This is a genomic window from Paucibacter soli (assembly GCF_037482845.1).
In the GTDB taxonomy this organism is placed as follows: Bacteria; Pseudomonadota; Gammaproteobacteria; order Burkholderiales; family Burkholderiaceae_C; genus Paucibacter_B; species Paucibacter_B soli.
The window spans coordinates 125198-144633 of record NZ_JBBHJW010000001.1 but is presented as its reverse complement, the minus strand read 5'-3'; the positions used below and the strand labels follow the sequence as shown (position 1 = coordinate 144633).

Genomic DNA, 19436 nt, shown 5'->3' with positions numbered 1-19436 from the left:
TTGGTTTGATTATTGCATTGGGCCCATGGTCCTGCATGATCCTCGCTTACCCTCAGACCCCCGCGCGTTCAGACCTGACCCTGGACGCGCCCACACCTCAGCCCCCTCCGATGAAAGCCTCCCAGTTCTTCATTTCCACGCTCAAAGAAGCGCCCGCCGATGCCGAGGTGGTGAGCCACAAGCTGATGATGCGCGCCGGCATGATCAAGCGCCTGGGGGCCGGCATCTACAACTACATGCCGATGGGGCTGCGCGTGATCCGCAAGGTCGAGGCCATCATTCGCGAGGAGATGAACCGCGCCGGCGCGGTGGAACTGCTGATGCCGGTGGTGCAGCCGGCCGAGCTCTGGCAGGAGACCGGGCGTTTCGACAAGATGGGCCCCGAGCTGCTGCGCGTGAAGGACCGGCATGACCGGGACTTCATCATCCAGCCGACCTCCGAAGAAGTGATCACCGATATCGCCCGGCAGGAACTGCGCAGCTACAAGCAACTGCCCAAGAATTTCTATCACATCCAGACCAAGTTCCGTGACGAGCGCCGGCCGCGCTTCGGCATCATGCGCGGCCGCGAGTTCACCATGAAGGACGCCTACTCCTTCGATCGCGATGTCGCTTCCGCCGGGCGCAGCTACGAGAATATGTACGGCGCCTACTGCAAGATCTTCGACCGCCTCGGCCTGCAGTACCGCGCCGTTGCCGCCGATACCGGCGCGATTGGCGGCGATCGTTCGCACGAGTTCCAGGTGATCGCCGATACCGGCGAAGACGCCATCGTCTACTGCCCGAGCAGCGATTTCGCCGCCAACATCGAGCTGGCCGAGGCCGTGGCCCTGCTGGGTGCGCGCGGCGCGGCCGGCCAGGCGCTGGCGAAGACGCCGACCCCGGGCAAGGCCACTTGCGAGGATGTGGCCGCGCTGCTGGGCCTGCCGCTGGCGCAGACGGTCAAGTCCCTGGTGCTCGCCACCGACGAACTCGATGAGCAGGGCGTCATCGTCAAGTCCACCGTCTGGCTGCTGCTGGTGCGTGGCGATCACGAGCTCAACGAGATCAAGGCGGGCAAGGTCGAAGGGCTGAAGGGGGGCTTCCGCTTCGCCAGCGTGGCCGAGATCGACGAACACTTCGGCTGCAAGCCAGGCTATCTGGGACCGATCGGCCTGAAGAAGCCGGTCAAGATCGTGGCCGACCGCACCGTGGCCCAGATGTCGGACTTCGTCTGCGGCGCCAATGAGGCTGACTTCCACTACACCGGTGCCAACTGGGGGCGCGACCTGCCCGAGCCCGATCTGGTGGCCGACATCCGCAACGTCGTGGTGGGCGATCCCTCGCCGGACGGCAAGGGCGTGCTGGCGATCCAGCGCGGCATCGAGGTGGGCCATGTGTTCTACCTGGGCACCAAGTACTCGGCCGCGATGAACGCCAATTTCCTGGACGAGAACGGCAAGCCCCAGCCGATGGAGATGGGCTGCTACGGCATCGGCGTGACCCGCATCCTGGGCGCCGCCATCGAGCAGAACCACGACGCGCGCGGCATCATCTGGCCGGATGCGATTGCGCCCTTCACCGTGGTGCTGTGCCCGATAGGCATGGACCGCAGCGAGGAAGTGAAGCTGGCGGCCGAGCGCCTGCACGACGAGTTGCAAGCCCTGGGCGTCGATGTGCTGCTGGATGATCGCGGCGAGCGCCCCGGTGCCATGTTTGCCGACTGGGAGCTGGTGGGCGTGCCGCATCGCGTAGTGCTGTCCGATCGTGGCCTCAAGGAAGGCCAGGTCGAGTACCAGGGCCGCCGTGACGCCGAGGCCACCAAGCTGGCGCTGGCCGAGGTGCTGGCCCATCTGAAGGGCAAGCTCAAGCTTTGAAGCGTCGCGGACTGTTCTTCGCAGCGCTGGCGGGGCTGGCGCTGCCCGGTCGTAGCTGGGCCGGCGCACAGATCGAGGAGCCGCTGCAGGACCAGGTGCGCTCGGCGCTCTCCTCGGCGATCGCCAACAGCGCACCGCCCAAGCCTCGCTTCGATTCCACCGACACGCGCCTTGCCTATCTGCGTTGGCTGGGCGTGATGAGCGAGCGACTGAAGAGCCGCAAGAGCGAGGCGTTGACCCGCATCGAGTTTCTCGAGACCGTCTGGTACGAGGCCAAGCGTGCCGGGCTGGAGCCCGCCCTGGTGCTGGGTCTGGTGGAAGTGGAAAGCGGTTTCCGCAAATACGCCATCAGCGTGGCCGGCGCGCGCGGCTATATGCAGGTGATGCCCTTCTGGGCCAAATCCATCGGCGATGGCCAGGCCTCCAGGCTGTTTCATATGCAGACCAATCTGCGCTTTGGCTGCGTGATCCTGCGCCACTACCTGGACCGCGAACAGGGCGATATGTTCCTCGCCCTGGGGCGCTACAACGGCAGCCGTGGCCGGCCCGAATATCCGAATGCGGTGTTCGCCAACCGGCGCAAATGGCTGCTGCCTGAGGAGCGCTAAGCGATCAGCGCAGGCCCTGCCAGCTCTTGGGCGTGGCGCCCGCCAAGCCGGCCAGTTCCAGCACCCGCTCGGCACTCTCGTTGACCATGTCGGCGATGCTTTGCGGGTGGTGATAGAAGGCCGGCAGCGGCGGAAAGATGATGCCGCCCATCTCGGTAACCGCCGTCATATTGCGCAGATGCGCCAGGTTGAGGGGTGTCTCGCGCACCATCAGGATGAGGCGGCGGCGTTCCTTCAAGGTAACGTCGGCCGCGCGCGTCAGCAGGTTGTCGCCAAAGCCATGCGCGATGGCGGCCAGGCTCTTCATCGAGCAGGGCGCCACCACCATGGCGGTGCTGGCAAAACTGCCGCTGGCTACACAGGCGCCCACATCGCCAGGCGCATAAGCCGCATCCGCTTCGCGCTCCAGCGCGTCGCGGCTCAGCCCCAGCTCATGATGGGCATTCAGCACCCCGGCCGGCGTGAGTATCAGATGCGTCTCGGCGCCCAGTTCGCGCGCGCGCCGCAGCAGTCGCAAGCCATAGGCCGCACCGGTGGCGCCCGTGATGCCGACAACGAGGCGTTGCTGCATGCCTCAGGCCTGCTGGCCCAGCATCTGCTGCAGCTCGCCGGCCTCGTACATCTCCATCATGATGTCAGATCCGCCCACGAACTCGCCGTTCACGTACAGCTGCGGAATGGTGGGCCAGCTGGCGTAGTCCTTGATGCCCTGGCGCACTTCCTCGTCTTCCAGCACATTGAAGGTCTTCAGGTCATTGACGCCGCAGGCCTTGAGGATCTGGATGGCGCGGCCGGAGAAACCGCACATCGGAAACTGGGCCGTGCCCTTCATGAACAGCACCACGCGGTTGCTCTTCACCAGGCTGTCAATGCGTTGTTGAACGTCGCTCATATCGTCTAGTCCTTGCAGGGTTAGGGGGCGCTGCGGCCGCGGATGAAAAAGCAATGGCCGCGCATGGCGGCCATTATCGGCGAGGGGCAATGCCCGGACGCGCGGCGTGGGCGGATGCAAGCTCAATAGCTGTACGACAGGCCCAGCTGCAGCACCGGCTTGTAGCGCATATCGCGCAGCAGGTCTTCCACCGCCTGGGCGCTGCTCTGGCCCAGACGGAAGCCGCCATAGCCGCCCACCAGCCCAAGGTCGGCGCTGAAGCCCCAACCGCCGCGCAAGGAGTGCCCGGTATAGCCAATGCCCAGATAGGACAGTGAGGTGCTCGGATCGCCGCGCTCGGCGCTCGACTGCACGCTGACGCTGCGCTGTCCCAGCGCGAAATTCTGGCTTTGCAGCGTGGCGCCCCGGCCCAATGCCAGGCCCGAACTGCTTTGCGCGAGCGACAGCGGCCCCAGCAGCAGGCCGCCGGTGGCGCGCAGGCCGCCCTGGACGCCCTGGCCTAGGCCCGAGCCGGTGAGGTAGTAGTCGCCCAGCAGATTGGCGCTCAGCAGGCGCGATCCGCCGCTGCGCAGAGGATCGGCCTGCAGGCCGGCGTTGACATCCAGGCTGTTCAACTGGATGCGGGCCTGCCAGCGTCCCAGCCCCTGGGGCTCCAGCTTGAGCCCGTTGTCGGCCCAGGCGGCTTGGGCTGCACCTAGTCCCGCTACAGCCATCAAGAGCCCTGCCAGATGGCGGCGTGAAACTCGAGCTATGACGCGCATGACGATCTCCCGGTGCGTGGAGGAGGGCGCGCATTGCGTGACCCTCGGAGCTTGATGCTACGCCCCGGTCCGGCCCTTGTGCAGCGCAAATTGCACGTTGTTGGGCTTTCTGTTGCGGGCTTGCCCAGCGGCAGCCTCAGCCTGGCCAGCGGCCCCCGCTGGCACGTTGCTGATCGCCCAGGTCGCGCCGGGAAGCGACGTCCGCAAACCCGGTCGCCTGTAGCGCGGCGGCGACGGCCGGGGCCTGATCGTAGCCATGCTCCAGCAGCAGATGGCCGCCGGGCCGTAGATGCGCCGGTGCGCCCTGGGCCAGCCGGGCCAGGTCGGCCAGGCCATCGCCGCCAGGTGTCAGTGCCGAGAGCGGTTCATGCCGCAGCGCACGCAGATGCGGGTCATCGCCGGCGATATAGGGCGGGTTGCTGACGATCAGGTCGAAGCACTGCCCGGCGAAGGGTTCCCACCAACTGCCCAGATGGAACTGCACGGCCAGGCCCAGACGCTGCGCATTCGCCGCCGCGACGGCCAGGGCGGCAGCGCTGCGGTCCGAGGCGTGCAGCTCGGCGTGGGGGCAGCGATGCTTGATGGCCAGCGCGATCGCGCCGCTGCCGGTGCCCAGGTCCAGCACCCGCGGCGCGGCCAGGCGGCTGGCTTGCAGCAGCTCCAATGCCCAGTCCACCAGCAGTTCGGTGTCCGGGCGCGGTACCAGCGTGGCGGGGCTGACCTGCAGGCGCAGGCCATGGAATTCCTTTTCGCCCGCCAGATAGGCCAGCGGCACGTCGTCGAGGCGCTGCGCCAGCCAATCCGCAAAGCGCGCGCTCAAGGCTGGCGGCACGGTCGCGTCGTCATGGGCGATCAGCCAGGAGCGATCGCATTGCAGCAGCTGCGCCAGCAGCAGCTGGGCTTCCAGGCGCGCCAGGCCGGCCGCGCGGGCCTGCGCCAGGGCCTCGGCGACGGTCATGCCCGGCCTTCTTCCAAGCTGGCCAACTGCTCTGCGGCCTGGGCCTGCTGCAGGCCCTGCACCACGTCGCCCAGGTCGCCATCCATGATGGCGCCCAGCTTGTAGAGCGTCAGGTTGATGCGGTGGTCGGTGAGCCGGCCCTGCGGGAAGTTGTAGGTGCGGATGCGGTCGCTGCGGTCGCCACTGCCGATCAGGCTTTTGCGCGTGGCGGCCTCCTTGGCGGCGCGCTCGTTCTTGTCCTTGTCGCGCAGGCGGGCGGCCAGCACGGCCATGGCCTTGGCCTTGTTACGGTGTTGGCTGCGGTCGTCCTGGCATTCGGCCACCAGGCCGGTGGGCAGGTGGGTGATGCGGATCGCGCTGTCGGTCTTGTTGACGTGCTGGCCACCGGCACCGCTGGCGCGGAAGGTGTCGATGCGCAGCTCGGACGGGTTGAGCTGGATCTCCTCGGCTTCGTCGGGTTCCGGCATCACCGCCACGGTGCAGGCGCTGGTGTGGATACGCCCCTGCGACTCGGTGGCCGGCACGCGTTGCACGCGATGCCCGCCCGATTCGAACTTGAGCCGGCCGTACACCGAGGGGCCTTCGATGCGCAGCACCAGTTCCTTGTAGCCGCCCAGATCGGATTCATTGGCCGAGAGGATTTCGCTGCGCCAGCCCTGGCTCTCGGCGAAGCGCATATACATGCGCGCGAGATCGCCCGCGAACAGCGCCGACTCATCGCCACCGGCACCGGCGCGGATTTCCAGAAAGGCCGGGCGCTCGTCATCCGGGTCGCGCGGCAGCAGGGCCAGCTGCAGTTCCTCGTGCAGACGCGCCAGATCGGCCTCGGCGCTGCCAATTTCCTCGCGCGCCATCTCGGCCATCTCGGGGTCGGACAGCAGTTCGCGTGCGGCGATCAGGTCGCGCTCGCGCTGCAGATAGGTCTGGTAGCGCGTCACCAGGTCCGAGACCTCGGACTGTTCCTTGGTGAGGGCGCGATAGCGCTTCATGTCGGCAGCAATGGAGCCGTCGGCCAGGGTGGAATCAAGTTCGTGCAGTCGGAAGCCAAGGCGTTCGAACTGCTGGCGCAGGGAGTCTTTCATGGGAGCGTCATGGGGCTGGAGCACGAAGGCCGCGCCCAGCATGCGGGCACGGGGTTGCGGGCTGGTGCAGCGCCGCTAATGCTCGGCCGGGTCGCGGGTGCTCTTGCGCAGGAACAGGCGCGAGACGGTATGCGCCAGGGCCACGCGCTGTTCGCCGTCGGCGGCGTGCAACTCGGCCAAGGTGCCATGCAGCATCTTCTGGGTGAGGCCGCGCGAGAGTGCTTCCAGCACCGCCTCGACGTCCTCGCCGCGCGCCAACAGCTTGCGGGCGCGCTGGATCTCCAGCGCCCGCCAATCATCGGCCTGGGCATTCAGGGCCTGGATCAGCGGCACGGTGTGGCGCTGGCCCAGCCAGTGCACAAAGCTCTGCACGCCGTTCTCGATGATGGCCTCGGCCTGTTCGACGGCGGCTTGGCGCTTTTCGCCGGCAGATTGCACCAGCTGCGCCAGATCGTCGACCGTGTAGAGGTAAACGTCGTCGAGCTGGGCCACTTCCTGCTCGATGTCGCGCGGCACGGCCAGATCGACCATGAACATGGGCTTGCGCTTGCGCTTCTTCAGTGCCCGCTCCACCGCGCCCAGGCCAATCAGCGGCAGGCTGCTGGCGGTGCAGGAAATCACCGCATCGAATTCGTGCAAGCGGTCGGGCAGGTCCGACAGGCGCATCGCCTCGGCACCCAGATGGCCGGCCAGCTTCTCGCCGCGCTCCAGCGTGCGGTTCGCCACCGCCATGGCCTTGGGGTTCTTGGCCGCGAAATGGGTGGCCACCAGTTCGATCATTTCGCCGGCGCCCACGTAGAGCACCTTGATCGCGCTGAGGTCCTCGAACAGCTGGGCTGCCAGGCGCACCGAGGCGGCGGCCATGCTGATGGAGTGGGCGCCGATCTCGGTGGAGCTGCGCACCTCCTTGGCCACCGAGAAGCTGCGCTGGAACAGCTGATGCAAGGTGGTGCCCAGGGTACCGGCCTGGTCGGCCTCGCGCACCGCCTGCTTCATCTGGCCCAGGATCTGAGGCTCGCCCAGCACCATCGAATCCAGGCCGCTGGCGACACGGAAGGCGTGGCGCGCCGCGGCGCTGCCCTCCATCACATAGGCATGGTCCAGCAGCGCCGCGCTGCCCACGCCGCCCACCTCGGCCAGCCAGGCCACCGTGGGTTGCACCAGTGCCGGGCTGCCGGCCACATAGAGCTCGGTGCGGTTGCAGGTCGAGAGCATGGCCGCCTCGGGCGTGGCCTTGCGGGGGGCATGGGCCTGCACCTGGTCGCGGAAACCGAGCAGGGTGGGCGCCAATTGCTCCAGCGAGAACGCGAAACGTCCGCGCAGGTCCAGGGGCGCGGAGTTGTGGTTCAGGCCGAGAGCGAAGACCGTCATGGGGCGATTATAAAATTTGCGCCGCATAGTTGCGGACGGCCGAGCCAGGCTTTCCGCCGTCAAGCTTGATGCGCATCAAGCTCGTCTGTTTTTCAGAACCGTTGGGCATACCGTGAACCTCGTCGACGCCCTCGGGCACCTGCTAAATCTGTTCTCGCCGGCCTGGGGCGTGGCCGCCCTGATGGCGCTGGCGATCAAGCTCGTCTGGCGGCGTGAACATCATGCGCTGGCCTGGCGCCGCCTTGTGCTGTGGGGTGGCATGGGCGGCAGCCTGGCGGTGCTGGTGGCGCTGGCCTGGCTGGCCCGCGACGGCACGATGCTGGGCTACGGCCTGATGCTGCTGGGCGTGGTGTTGCCGCAATGGTGGCTGATGCTCAAGCGCTGAGCACGGTGTCTGCTTCGGCGCGCAGCGAATGTGCGAAGGCCTGGCTGATCTGCACATCGATCAGCTGGTTCATCAGCCGCGGGTGCCCCTTGAAGTTGACGATGCGGTTGCACTCGGTACGCCCCATCAGTTCGCTCGCGTCCTTGCGGGCATGGCCCGAAACCAGGATGCGTTGCGTCGTGCCCACCATGCGCTGGCTGATCGCGAGGGTGTTGGCCTCGATCACGGCCTGCAGTTCCTGCAGGCGCCTGACCTTGGTCTCGTAAGGCGTGCCGTCTTCCAGATTCGCCGCCGGCGTGCCGGGGCGGGGGCTGAAGATGAAGCTGAAGGAGGCGTCGAAGCCCACATCGTCGACCAGCTTCATCAGCTTCGCATGGTCGTCCTCGGTCTCGCCCGGGAAGCCGACGATGAAGTCGCTGGCGATGCGGATGTCGGGCCGGATGGCGCGCAGCTTGCGGATCGTGCTCTTGAACTCCAGCGCCGTGTAGCCACGCTTCATCGCCATCAGGATGCGGTCACTGCCATGCTGCACCGGCAGGTGCAGATGGTTCACCAGTTGCGGCACCTTGCCATAGGCCTCGATGAGGCGCTGACTGAATTCGTTAGGGTGACTGGTCGTGAAACGCAGGCGCTCGATGCCGGGGATCTCGGCACAGTACTCGAGCAGCAGGGCCAGGTCGGCGTACTCGCCCGTGTCGCCCATCTTGCCGCGGTAGGCGTTGACGTTCTGCCCCAGCAGATTGAATTCCTTCACGCCCTGGTCGGCGAGGCCGGCGATCTCGGTCAGCACGTCCTCGAAGGGGCGCGACATCTCCTCGCCGCGCGTGTAAGGCACCACGCAATACGAGCAGTACTTGGAGCAACCCTCCATGATGGAGACGAAGGCGCTGCCACCGTCCACCTTGGCGGGCGGCAGATTGTCGAACTTCTCTATCTCGGGGAAGCTGATGTCCACCTGTGGGCGCGCCTGCTCGCGGCGCGCGGCCAGCATGGCGGGCAGACGGTGCAGGGTCTGCGGGCCGAACACCACGTCGACATAGGGCGCGCGCTCGATGATGGCAGCGCCTTCTTGGCTGGCCACGCAACCGCCCACGCCAATCATCACGCCCTTGGCCTTCAGATGCTTGACGCGTCCCAGGTCGGAGAACACTTTTTCCTGCGCCTTCTCGCGCACCGAGCAGGTGTTGAAGAGAATCAGGTCGGCCTGCTCGACATCGCTGGTGGGCTCGTAGCCTTCGGCCGCGCCCATCACATCGGCCATCTTGTCCGAGTCGTACTCGTTCATCTGGCAGCCAAAGGTCTTGATGAATACTTTCTTCTTCGTGCTCATGGCTGCGGTGATCAGGGCTTGGACCAGACCTGAGCGGCCGGATCAAACTGCCAGTTGGCGGCTTCCAGCGGGCTGTGGGGCCAGGTCTTGTTGGCGAGTTCGGCATCGTTGAGGATCCAGAGATCCTTCAGCAGGCCGGAAGTGTCGATGGTGTAGTGCACGGTGTTCTTCTGCCCGGTGAGGGAGGCAGACAGCAGCAGCAGGTTGTCGCTGCCACGGATGCGGCTGCCAGGCGCCAGCCTGGCTGGCTGGCCATTGAGCAAGACCTCGGGTGTCTGCACCACCATCAACTCGCCGCGCAGCGCATGGGCGGGAAATTGGCGATGGACTTGTGCCTGGGCCGAAAGACTCAGGCTGGTGGCCGCAAGCGCGGCAAGTGCACAGCGATACATGGTATTTTTCCAGTGGCTGCGATGGGCGGCGGGGCCGCGACGACAAGGTCGAGCATTGTAAGCCAAGGTCGCAGGCATAGCTGGGGATGCCTAGTTCACAGGGTTGACTCCGCGCCTCGCGGCGGCTCAACTGAGCGCGCAATTGGTGGTGGAGGCAATCAATGATCCACAAGCTGCGGCGGGCCTTGATTCTGGCGAGCCTGTTCTTGCTCTTTGCCTGCGGGGGCGGGAGCGGCCCTGGCACCAGCGAGCCCGCGGCAGGCGCAAGCGACCCGACTGTCGATGTGCTCAGCAGCGGCAGCTTTCGCGGCAAGTACAGCTACCAGCGCCTGCGCCTCACCCTGCCGGGCCGCATGCCGGCCTATGCGATCTGGTTTCCGGCCCCGGGCGCCAGTGTCGCCACAAGGTCAGCCGCGGTCCTGCTGGCGGACGCCTATGGCGGCATCGATTGGACCGGCGAGCGCGTGGACCTGGGGGCCTTGCAGCGCGCCGGCAGTGAACTTTTCGTCATGCTCGAGGATATCTACGGCCCGGGTGCCGGCAGCCCGCCGACGCTCTACGCACCTTACGACTATTCGCGCCTGGACGATGCGGCAGGCGCTGCCCTGCCATACCTGATCAATGGCGTTGCCGTGATCGTGGTCTACCAGCGCTTTTATGCTGGCGGCTCATTGCAAAACGATATAGACGACACCTTGGCGGGGCTGGCTTTCTTGCAAGCCCAGCCGAGTGTGGACGGCCAGCGCATCGCGGTCTGGGGTTCATCCTATGGCGGCTCGCTGGCGCTCCATGCGGCGGCCGCCGCGCCGGTCGGAGCGGCACCAGCCTTTGGCGCTTTGAGCACCCCGCTGGTGGACTATGCGCAGTTTGAACCCTATGCGCGCTGGCAGGAAGCCGCACACAGCGACCCGGGCAAGGCGATCCTGCGGCTGGAGCCCTTCAGGCGTCGCGTGGAGGCCGCTGCCACGCCCGCCTCGGGCCCGGCCGACTATGCGCCCTATGGCAGCGGCTTCCTGGTGCAACGCCTGAAGACCAAGTTCCTTTTCATTCACGACAGCTTCGACACCATTTCGCCATTGCTGCAGGCCAATGCGCTGTACTTCGGAACGCCCGGTCGCCATCAGGTATTCATCTACCCGCACCAAGGGCAAAGCCTTGACTGGAGCCATTTCGACATTACCCACGCACCAGTGCAGCCGGGCTTCGACGAAGCATCTGCGATCCTGTTTTCCCAGGCCTATTTGCTGACGCGTCTGGTGAGCGGCAGCGTGACCGAGATTCTGCTGCCGCGATTGCCGACCCTGGATGTTTCGTTGTTTGCCTATTTGCGGGCGCAGCAAGAGCAGGGCTATGACGCCACGAGCTTTCTGCTGCCGCGCCTGCTGGAGCTTTGCGATGCGCGCATCCGGCTGGTGGACTATCAAGACGATTTTGCGGCGCGCGAAAGCGGCGCACATTTCGTCGCCGGCCTGCTGCAGACCTACTGGAAGCTGGATGTCAGCGAGGCCACTGTGCTTGCGCATCTGCGCAGCAAGGGCCTCGCGAACTGAGGCGGCCGGTGCCGCTAGCCGAAACCCTGCTCAGCGGCGCTGCCTTAGCTTGGCTGAAATGGCCAACAGCCCCAGCAACATCAGCGCATAGCTGCCAGGCTCGGGTACGGCGTTCACGACGGTACCTACGGCGCCCAGGTAGAAGGCGTTCGAGATGCCGGGATCAGCCGCTGGATCAATGCCGCCGCCAAGGATGACGTGGTAATTCCCCGCGCCTGTCAGTGCTGCCGAGACGCTCCACCCATCGGCGCCATTGACATCAATCGCGCCTGGCAGCGGATTGTTCGCAGCATCGGCGAGCAGCAAGGTATTGAAGTGGAATACCGCACCCTGGGAACTCGCGTCGGCCTCGGTGAAGGTGGCCAATGCTTGCCCGGGGCCGGTGACGCTGAACTCGAAGATGTCCATGAAGCCGACCAGCGCCTCGTTCGTGCCATGAACGCCGCCCAGGAAGGCCGAGCTGTTGTCGATCACTCCTGTTGAGCCTCCTTGCAGCGTCACGGCGCCAGCCGAAGCCGTGACCGCCAAAGCAACAGATCCAGCCAGGTGCTTGAGCTTCATTGCAGTCTCCAGAAGTGCCGGGCGATGCCCAACATGCGCCGAGTCTAGTGGTCGCACCGGCGCTGCCAACCCCTAGAGCGTGGGCTGCGGCCCACCCCCCAAGTCTGAGACGCCCGAACGCGCTGCAACGGTAGCGTCACATGCCAGAATGATTCGCATCGGCCGACCTCGCCTTGCGCGCAAACACAAGTGCAGCACCTTCGCAGCATGCTTGAGGATGTCTCGCCGCTGGACCGCGGCCTGCGCTGGATCGGGCATCAGCGCTGGCTACGCTACGGCGTGCGCAATCGGCTGTTGTACTGGTTGCGACATCCCGAGCGGGTGCGCGCCGAACGCTTTGAGGTTCCTTTTGCCGGCTATGTCTATCCCGGGCGCCTGAACCGCTGGATTGACTGGATCGTTTTCTATTACGGCGCCTACGAGCTCGATGAACTCGAGTTGATGCGCGGCATGTTGAGCGAGCGCGAGCAACCCACGGCGCTGGACATCGGCGCCAACGTCGGTCATCACACCCTCTATCTGGCTTCTTGCTGTGCCGAGGTGCATGCCTTCGAGCCGTATGCGGCGGTGGCGCAATGCCTGGACGAGAAGATTCAGCGCAACCGCCTCGCGCATGTACGGGTTCATCGCGTGGGGCTGGGCGAGTTTGACCAGGAACTCGATTTCTATGCACCGCAGGGCGTCAATACCGGTACGGGCAGCTTCGTGGCCGACCATGAGGCGCACAACAACCGCTCCATCGGTCGCTTGCGGGTGGCGCGCGCCGACGCTTACATCGAAGGCTTGAAGCTCGCACACATCGATCTGATCAAGCTCGATGTCGAGGGCTTTGAGCTGGCGGTGCTGCGTGGCCTGCGTGGCACGTTGGCGCGCTACCGGCCGATCGTGATGATGGAGCTGTCCGACCAGGTGCGCTTTGGGCTTGCCGACGCGCAGGCCCTGATGGCGCATTTCCCGCCCGGCTACGAGGCCCTGGAGGTGCATAGCCGACGCAGCCGCTTTGGCCTGCTGGGGCAGCGGGGTTGTGGCCTGAGGCCGCTGCAATGGCATCACGCCCCCTTGCCCGGCGGCTATATGAATCTGCTGGTGCGTCCATGCACAGCCTGATGCGGCTCGCGCTGGCCGGTGTCTTGGCTCTCCTGTCCGGGCTCGGCCATGGTCAGGAGCTGCGCCTCGCGCCGGCCGACTGGACCTTGCTGGGCTCCAATGCCAGCGTCTCCGAGAGCCGCGAGGCGGGATGGTCGCGCGCCGGCCGGCCGGCGCTGGACTACCGTTACGAAGTGGGCCAGGGGCAACTCAGCCTGCTGGTGCTGCCGCTGCGCAGCGCGCAGCTGGCCGGCGCGGGCAGCATCAGCTTTGCTGCCAAGTCCAGCCATATGAGCAATCTGGTGCTGGCGCTGGAGGAGCAGGGCGGAGGCCGATGGAGTCTGCCGGTGACGCTCAATGCGGGAGTTTGGCAGGAGGTGCGCATTGCGCTCGACGATCTGGTGCTCGCCGTGGGCGGCGATGCCCCGCCCGATGCGAACGGGCGTCTTGACCTGGAGCGCGTGCAGCGCATGTCCATCGTCGATGCCGGCGCCATGCTGGCGTCCAAATCGGCCGATGTCATGCGCCTGTTTGGCATTCCGGCCGGGCAGCGCCGCATCGTCATCGACGAGCTGCGTTTCAGCGGTGCGGCGCCGCGCGACACGGGCGCCGGCAGCCTGGATGGCTTGACGCGTGAAACACCGCCATGGTCGGTCTTCGGTGCCAGCCGTGCCGAACTCGGCCGCGAAGCGCCATTGAATCAAACCGGCTGGGTGGTGGACTACCGCAAGCAAAGCGGCGCGGTGATGAGTTTGATGCGACCCCTGCCGGTCGCGGCACTCGCGGGCGCCGATCAACTCGAGTTGACGCTTGCCTCGCGGCTCAAGGCCAACTTGGTGCTCAAGCTTGAGCAGTCGGATGGCGACAAGTTTGAACTCGGTTTCGAGCTGCCGGGCAATAGCAGCTTGCAGAAGGTGCGCCTGAAGCTGGCGGACTTCAAACGCGCGGACGACAGCGCTTCCTCGGCCACCCGCATCAAGCCCGAGCGCCTCAGCAATCTGCTGTTGATGGATATCGGCGGCTGGTTCGCCAGCAAGGGTGAGAACCGGCTCTGGCTGCAGCGTGTGGCTGGCAATGGCACCCCCGGCGTGCCCCCGGCCGGCGTGGCCGCAGCGGTGGCGAGCACGGTGGCCGAGGTGCCGGGCTGGTCGCGCTGGACCAAACGCGTGTCGCCCATCCATTCCGGGCCCTATTCGCTGGTGGGCGACCCCAGTGTGCTGCACGATGGCCCGATCTACCGGATGTTCTACACCTGCTTCGACCCCAAGCGCAAAGGGCCGGCGATTTGCCAGGCCAGCTCGCCGGATGGGCTGGCCTGGGCCGACGTGGCGGTGCCGGGGCCGGTGGCGGGGCGCATGATCGAGACGCGACCGGGCCGCTGGGACGATACCCACGAGACCCCCTTTGTGCTCAAGTTCCGCGGCGAATACCTGCTCTATTTCGCCGGCTACCGCGACCGCGGCGGGCACTTCAAGTCCTTTCCGCTGCAGGTGGGCCTGGCCAGCTCGCGCGACGGCGTCCATTTCGAACGCGTGGGCGAGGAGCCCATATTGAAGGTCTCGCCGGGTGGCTACGACAGCGACGCGGTCTTCAGCCCCACCATCGTCGAATACCAGAACCAGCTGGTGATGATCTACACCGCGTATTGCTTCGACAGCTGCAAGCGCGAACGTGGCGTCTATCTGATGGCCGCGACTTCCAGCAACGGGCGCGATTGGGTCAAGCGGCCCCAGCCTGTGCTCAGCAAGGCCGATCTGCCCAAGACCAAGGATGGAGCCGCGGAAGCAGAGCTGGTGCAGGGGCCTGATGGCAGCTACTACCTGTTCATGAGCCTGCTGTATGGCGAGCATGGGCACGAGATCGGCGTGGCGCGTGCCCCCACGCCCTTCGGTCCCTGGGAGTTGGCGCCCGAGCCGATTGTGCGGCGTTCCAGCGGGCAGTTCGATGACATCGGACCGATCGCGCCCTCGGTCTTGATCGAGGGCGACAGGGTGCGCCTCTGGTACCACGGCTTCAGCAAGCGCAAGACCATTCAGATCGGCTACGCCGAGGCGCCGTGGCCGCTCAAGCTCAAGTAGCGAGCGCCGCCTGCAGCCGCCCAAGCACGGCGTCGCGTGTCAGCTCGGCGCGCATATAGGCCTGGGCCGCTGCACCCAGGGCACAGGCGCGCTGCGGGTCGTCACACAGGCCGCAGATGGCCTCGGCAAAGGCCTGCGCGTCTTCGGGTGTCACCACCACACCGCGGCCCTGCAGAATGCTGGCCAGGCCACTGCCCGGCCGGGCGCCGGCAACCGTCGGGCGCCCGCTCGCGAACATGCCGCCCAGCTTGGAGGGCAGCACCAGATCGGCCGCGGCGGCACGTTGCGGCAGCAGGTGCACCTCGGCGGCACGCAGCATCGCGCCCAGCTGGGTCAACGGCTGCAGCGGCAGGAACAGCACGCGCGCCAGTCCCTGGGCCTGCGCCTGCAGGCCGGCACGAGCCGGCCCGTCGCCCACCAGCACGAACCAGATATCGCTGCGATGCTGCAGCAGACGCGCGGCCTCCAGCACCGTCTCCAGCCCTTGCTTGCCCGCCATATTGCCGGCGTAGAGGGCCAGCTTGGCTTGCTCCGGAATGCCATGGGCGGCCCGAAACGGTGGCCCGGGCGGGTCCGCCGGCAGGGCGTCGGCCCAGTTCGGCAGCAACATCAACCGGGTCTGCGCCATGCCCTTGGCCAGCAAGCGCTCCGCCATGCGCGGCGAGATGGTCGAGACCTGATCGGCACGCCGCAGCAAGGCGGATTCAAGGCCGAGTGCCAGCCGGCGCGCGCCGGCGCCGCTGAGAACGCCCAGTTCAAACGCGGCGTCGACCTCCAGGTCCTGCACATGCAGCCAGCAGCGTGCGCCACAGCTGCGCGCGGCCAGCCATGCGGGCACAAAGGACAGCAGGGGCGGTTCCACCGCCATCACCCAGTCGGGGCGCCAGCGCGCCTGCCAGAGCAGCACCGGCAGACTGCTGATCAGGTGGCTCAGGCTGTAGAGCACCCGCGCCATGCCGCCCGGGCGCCGCGGTATCCAGGCCGGGCAGCGCCAGATCGTCACGCCGTCGATCTGCTCGCGCGTGTAGCGCCAGGCCGAGTAGCCGCTGCCGACACGCCAGGCCGGGTAATGCGGCGGCGCCGTGACCACGCGCACCTCATGGCCCTGCTGCACCAGCCAGGCGGCCATCTCGGCGTTGTATTTGCCGATCGAGATCAGCTCGGGCGCGTAGTAGGGCGAATGCAGCAGGATGCGCATGCGCCGCTGGGCCGTCAGGCCGATTGGGTCGGTTGCACCGTCGCCGTCCGCACCGGCCGTGCTGCTGTGTCGCGCATCCAGTTGACGGTCTGCACCACGCCCTCGTCGAGGCCATGCGGAAGGTCGGGACACAGGGCCTGCAGATTGCTGGTGTCGTGCAACATTTCGGTCAGCAGATTGTCGAGCCGGAAGCTCGTCAGCGGTACCGACTTCCAACCCGCCCAGGCCAGCGCGTCGCCCGCTCGCGCCATTGTGCGCAGGGCCGGCAAGGGCAGCTCGCGCAGCGGTGGCGCAGCGAATGCGGCCTGTATCCGCCGGCCCCAGTCCAGCACCTCGATCGGCTCGTAGTCGGCCAGATAAAAGAGCTGGCCGTGCAGCGCCTCGCGAGGGGCCTGCAGCAGCGCGGCGATCTGATGCACGCTGTTGCCGACAAAGCCAAACGACTTGCGCACGCGCACGCCGCGTGGATGCAGGTAGCGGCCGCGCCGCACCGCATCGAAGAAGTTGCGATAGGGCACATGGAACCAGGGCCCCCAGATCGAGGTGGGGCGGACGATGGCCCAGTCGAAGCCGGTGGCGCCGGCCTGGCGTACCAGTTGCTCGCCCAGCACCTTGCTCTCGCCATAGGGCGTGGTGGGCAGGTAATCGGTCGGCGAGCTGGGCTGGTAGCCGATGCGGCAGACCAGGCGCGAGGAGGCGAACAGCACGCGCCGCACGCCCGTCGCGGCGGCGGCGTCGATGAGGTTTTGCAACCCGCTGGTGTTGGCCGGGTAGTCGGCCACGCTGGCACCGTTGAGGTCGGTGCGCGCGGCCAGATGCACCACCGCCTCGGGCGCGGCCTCCTGCAAGGCCAGCTTGAGGCTGCCGGCCTCGCAGATGTCGACATGCCGCCAATGGGCGCGCTGCGCCGCATCGGCCGGCGGCTTGATGTCGAAGTTCAAGACCTGCATGCCCTTGCCGAGCAAATGCGCGACCAGATTGGTGCCGATGAAGCCGGATCCCCCGGTCACGAGCACGCGTTGCGGCTTCATCAGTACACCGCCTCTTCGGCGCGTGGACCGGCATGGCGTCGCGCCGCGGCGCGTGCAAGTACGCCCGCATAGGCTTGCAGCAGCTCGCGCGCGTGGTTGGCGGGTGTGGGCGGATCGCGCCAGAAACGCTCGAAGGCCTGCCGTCCCAGGGCCTGCGCATAGCTGCCGTCCTCATGCAGGCGTTGCAAGGCATTGGCGAGCGCGTCGGCGTCGCCGCTGCGAAACACCAGACCGTTGCGGCCATGCTGTACCGCGTCGGTGGCGGCACAGGCGTCCGAGACAATGGCCGGCAGCCCCAGCGCGGCCGCCTCGTCCACCACCAGCCCCTGGGTCTCGTACCAGAGCGAAGGCAGCACCAGGGCACGCGCGCGCAGCATCTCGGCCTGCACCTGCTCGCGCGCGAGCTGGCCGGTGAAGCGCGCGCGCGGGAAGCGCTGCTGCAGTTCGGCCTGATCGGGGCCTTCGCCGATGCAGACCGCCGGCACGCCGGCCTGCTCGCAGGCGCGCAGGAACAGTTCCTGGCCCTTGTGTCGCACCAGCCTGGCCACCATCACAAAGCCTTGCTGGGAGGCCACGTCGGCCTGCGGCCCGGGGGTGATGTTGATCGGGTTGCGGACATGGCAGACCTGTGCATCGGGCGGCAGATAGGGGCGCAGAATGACTTCGCTGAAGCGTGATACCACGATGAACTCGCGCAGCCCGCCGGGCATGCCGCCCCAACCCAGCTGCACCGCCTGACGGGCCACACGGTACAGCTTGTGGCCGTAGCTGCGCACATCGCAATGGCAGGTGATGCAGTCCAGCGACATGGGCTTGCGTTGGCAGATCTGGGAACTCTGGAAGTTGAACAGACCGCCGGTCGGACACACCGGGAAATAGTCGTGCAAGGTGCACACCATAGGAAACCCGGCCATGAGCGTGGTGCGTATCACACTGCTTGAGAGCGATTTGGTCCAGCTGTGCAGATGCACCACCGTGTCGGTCGGCGCGTGCTCGGCCAGCAAGGCACGCAGCGCCCTGGCAGCGCCCGCGTTCCACAGCCCCTGCAGGGCGGCGCGGCCGCGCTGCGGGTCGCGCAGCAGATCATGCTGGCCGGTCGCCACCAGGCGGGCGCGGCGCGGCAGGCGGTCTTCCGGTCGCAAGGCATCCGCCACAAGCAGGGTAACGTGCGCGCCTGCGGCGGCCAACTGTTCGGCCGAGCTCAATGCCACCACGTCGGCGCCGCCGTCGGCGTAGAGGTGATCGTTCAACACAATCACGTTCACGATCGGCTCCTGGCTGACTCTCAGTTCAGGCTTGCCGCTGCCAGGGCGTAGGCCGGGGGCTTGGCCAGCAGCGGCTCGGCGCCGTACTCGGGCGCGTCTATGCATTGACGCAGGCCTTGCTCCAGACTGAACTTGGGTTGCCAGCCAAGCGCGCGCAGCTTGGAGCTGTCGATCGACTGCTCGCGGATCTCCTGGAAGTTGCTGGGCTTGTCGACGATGGAGATGCCGCCGTGATAGCCCATCAACCGGCAGATGCGCTGCACCAGGGCCTCGATCGAGACGGTCTCGGTGCCGCCGATGCAGAACACCTCGCCGGGCGCCGCCTTGCTGTCGATCAGCAGCATGGCGTCGACCACGTCGTCAACGTAGACGAACTCGCGCACATAGTCCTTCACGCCGGTGAAGATGATGGGTTGCTCGCCGCGGTTGATCGAGCGTATGCAGTTGGGAATGATGCGGGTGAGATTGGGATCGCCCGGGCCGTACACATTCGATGAACGCACGATGTTGATCGGCAGGCGGTAGTTGTGCAGATAGTTCTGCGCCACGATGTCCTGGCAGGCCTTGGTGGATTCGTAGGTGTACTTCGGCACGAAGGCGGTGCTTTCGTTGTACGGCGGCACGGCGTGGCCATAGACCTTGTCGGAGGTGAAGATGGCAATGCGTTCGACCGTGTTGACGCCCGCGTTGCGCACGGCTTCCAGCAGCGTCACCGTGCCCATCACATTGGTGAAGTAGGCGTTCATCGGGTCGTTGGCGCATTTGCGCACGATCGAGTTGGACGCGAAGTGGTAGATGGTGTTGACCTCGTAACGGCTGATCAGGTCCGAGACGAAGGTGTAGTCGTTGAGGCTGCCGCGTACCGCGATGGCATTACGGTGGCCGGGATGCCTCAGGGGGTTGGACTGGTGATAGAGCAGGATGACGCGGGTATTGCCATCGCTGCTGTTGTCCAGCAGGCGCCTTGCGACCGCGGAGCCCACAAAACCTGCCGCCCCGGTGACCAGAATGGTGTTGCTCTTCATAGATCCT

General features: G+C 66.5%; 19 protein-coding genes and 1 pseudogene. 6 read left to right on the top strand and 14 right to left on the bottom strand.

Annotated features, from left to right (window positions below):
• Window positions 1-110: 110 nt before the first annotated feature.
• Complete coding sequence (locus WG898_RS00690; protein WP_339600861.1) at window positions 111-1856, top strand: proline--tRNA ligase; 1746 nt, start codon at window positions 111-113, stop codon at window positions 1854-1856.
• Window positions 1853-2464 (top strand): lytic transglycosylase domain-containing protein, encoded by a 612-nt coding sequence (locus WG898_RS00685; RefSeq protein ID WP_339600860.1) that lies wholly within the window; start codon window positions 1853-1855, stop codon window positions 2462-2464. The genes WG898_RS00690 and WG898_RS00685 overlap by 4 nt, the downstream gene beginning before the upstream one ends.
• A 4-nt stretch (window positions 2465-2468) precedes the next feature.
• Here the strand turns inward: WG898_RS00685 and WG898_RS00680 are convergent, their stop codons facing one another.
• The 6 genes from WG898_RS00680 to hemA form a co-directional block, all read right to left on the bottom strand.
• Complete coding sequence (locus tag WG898_RS00680) at window positions 2469-3035, bottom strand: UbiX family flavin prenyltransferase (RefSeq protein WP_339600859.1); 567 nt, start codon at window positions 3033-3035, stop codon at window positions 2469-2471.
• 3 nt (window positions 3036-3038) lie between these two features.
• Window positions 3039-3356 (bottom strand): Grx4 family monothiol glutaredoxin, encoded by a 318-nt coding sequence (gene grxD / locus WG898_RS00675; RefSeq protein WP_285230930.1) that lies wholly within the window; start codon window positions 3354-3356, stop codon window positions 3039-3041.
• A 122-nt stretch (window positions 3357-3478) separates the two neighbouring features.
• On the bottom strand, window positions 3479-4117 hold the full coding sequence (locus tag WG898_RS00670; RefSeq protein ID WP_339600858.1) for a hypothetical protein: 639 nt from the start codon (window positions 4115-4117) through the stop codon (window positions 3479-3481).
• Window positions 4118-4253: 136 nt separating this feature from the next.
• On the bottom strand, window positions 4254-5075 hold the full coding sequence (gene prmC / locus WG898_RS00665) for a peptide chain release factor N(5)-glutamine methyltransferase (RefSeq protein WP_339600857.1): 822 nt from the start codon (window positions 5073-5075) through the stop codon (window positions 4254-4256).
• Window positions 5072-6157, bottom strand: a complete 1086-nt coding sequence (prfA, locus tag WG898_RS00660; RefSeq protein ID WP_339600856.1) for a peptide chain release factor 1 — start codon at window positions 6155-6157, stop codon at window positions 5072-5074. The genes prmC and prfA overlap by 4 nt, the downstream gene beginning before the upstream one ends.
• A 75-nt stretch (window positions 6158-6232) precedes the next feature.
• Window positions 6233-7528: a glutamyl-tRNA reductase gene (gene hemA / locus WG898_RS00655; RefSeq protein ID WP_339600855.1), complete on the bottom strand. Its 1296-nt coding sequence runs from the start codon at window positions 7526-7528 to the stop codon at window positions 6233-6235.
• 112 nt (window positions 7529-7640) lie between these two features.
• On the opposite strand from hemA, the gene WG898_RS00650 reads away from it, so the two are divergent.
• Window positions 7641-7913 (top strand): hypothetical protein, encoded by a 273-nt coding sequence (locus WG898_RS00650; protein ID WP_339600854.1) that lies wholly within the window; start codon window positions 7641-7643, stop codon window positions 7911-7913.
• Here the strand turns inward: WG898_RS00650 and miaB are convergent.
• Together miaB and WG898_RS00640 are read right to left on the bottom strand one after the other, a co-directional pair.
• Window positions 7903-9243, bottom strand: coding sequence for a tRNA (N6-isopentenyl adenosine(37)-C2)-methylthiotransferase MiaB (gene miaB, locus WG898_RS00645; protein ID WP_339600853.1), 1341 nt, complete (start codon window positions 9241-9243; stop codon window positions 7903-7905). The two genes, WG898_RS00650 and miaB, sit on opposite strands and share 11 nt — an antisense overlap.
• An 11-nt stretch (window positions 9244-9254) precedes the next feature.
• Window positions 9255-9635 carry a hypothetical protein gene (locus tag WG898_RS00640; protein WP_339600852.1) on the bottom strand — a complete coding sequence of 127 codons (381 nt, stop codon included), beginning with the start codon at window positions 9633-9635 and terminating at the stop codon, window positions 9255-9257.
• A gap of 161 nt (window positions 9636-9796) precedes the next feature.
• Here WG898_RS00640 and WG898_RS00635 point away from each other — a divergent pair, with 161 nt between their 5' ends.
• Window positions 9797-11185, top strand: a complete 1389-nt coding sequence (locus WG898_RS00635) for an alpha/beta hydrolase family protein (protein WP_339600851.1) — start codon at window positions 9797-9799, stop codon at window positions 11183-11185.
• A gap of 30 nt (window positions 11186-11215) precedes the next feature.
• Here WG898_RS00635 and WG898_RS00630 read toward each other — a convergent pair whose 3' ends face one another.
• Window positions 11216-11746 (bottom strand): FxDxF family PEP-CTERM protein, encoded by a 531-nt coding sequence (locus WG898_RS00630; RefSeq protein ID WP_339600850.1) that lies wholly within the window; start codon window positions 11744-11746, stop codon window positions 11216-11218.
• Window positions 11747-11953: 207 nt separating this feature from the next.
• Between WG898_RS00630 and WG898_RS00625 the strand changes: the two genes are divergently transcribed.
• Both WG898_RS00625 and WG898_RS00620 read left to right on the top strand, forming a co-directional pair.
• A complete protein-coding gene (locus WG898_RS00625; RefSeq protein WP_339600849.1) occupies window positions 11954-12853 on the top strand; it encodes an FkbM family methyltransferase in 900 nt (299 codons plus the stop codon).
• Window positions 12841-14910 (top strand): glycoside hydrolase family protein, encoded by a 2070-nt coding sequence (locus tag WG898_RS00620; protein WP_339600848.1) that lies wholly within the window; start codon window positions 12841-12843, stop codon window positions 14908-14910. The genes WG898_RS00625 and WG898_RS00620 overlap by 13 nt, the downstream gene beginning before the upstream one ends.
• Here the strand turns inward: WG898_RS00620 and WG898_RS00615 are convergent.
• The 5 genes and pseudogenes from WG898_RS00615 to WG898_RS00600 form a co-directional block, all read right to left on the bottom strand.
• Complete coding sequence (locus tag WG898_RS00615) at window positions 14903-16108, bottom strand: WcaI family glycosyltransferase (protein ID WP_339600847.1); 1206 nt, start codon at window positions 16106-16108, stop codon at window positions 14903-14905. The two genes, WG898_RS00620 and WG898_RS00615, sit on opposite strands and share 8 nt — an antisense overlap.
• A 14-nt stretch (window positions 16109-16122) precedes the next feature.
• Window positions 16123-17139 (bottom strand): NAD-dependent epimerase/dehydratase family protein, encoded by a 1017-nt coding sequence (locus WG898_RS00610; protein WP_339600846.1) that lies wholly within the window; start codon window positions 17137-17139, stop codon window positions 16123-16125.
• Window positions 17139-17690: a glycosyltransferase family 4 protein gene (locus WG898_RS25265; protein ID WP_444718906.1), complete on the bottom strand. Its 552-nt coding sequence runs from the start codon at window positions 17688-17690 to the stop codon at window positions 17139-17141. Before WG898_RS25265 ends, WG898_RS00610 begins: the two co-directional genes overlap by 1 nt.
• A 228-nt stretch (window positions 17691-17918) precedes the next feature.
• Window positions 17919-18509 (bottom strand): annotated as a pseudogene (locus tag WG898_RS25260) (glycosyltransferase); the annotation flags it as partial.
• Window positions 18425-19429 carry an NAD-dependent epimerase/dehydratase family protein gene (locus WG898_RS00600; protein WP_339600844.1) on the bottom strand — a complete coding sequence of 335 codons (1005 nt, stop codon included), beginning with the start codon at window positions 19427-19429 and terminating at the stop codon, window positions 18425-18427. The pseudogene WG898_RS25260 and the gene WG898_RS00600, both read right to left, overlap by 85 nt.
• Between the last annotated feature and the right edge of the window lie 7 nt (window positions 19430-19436).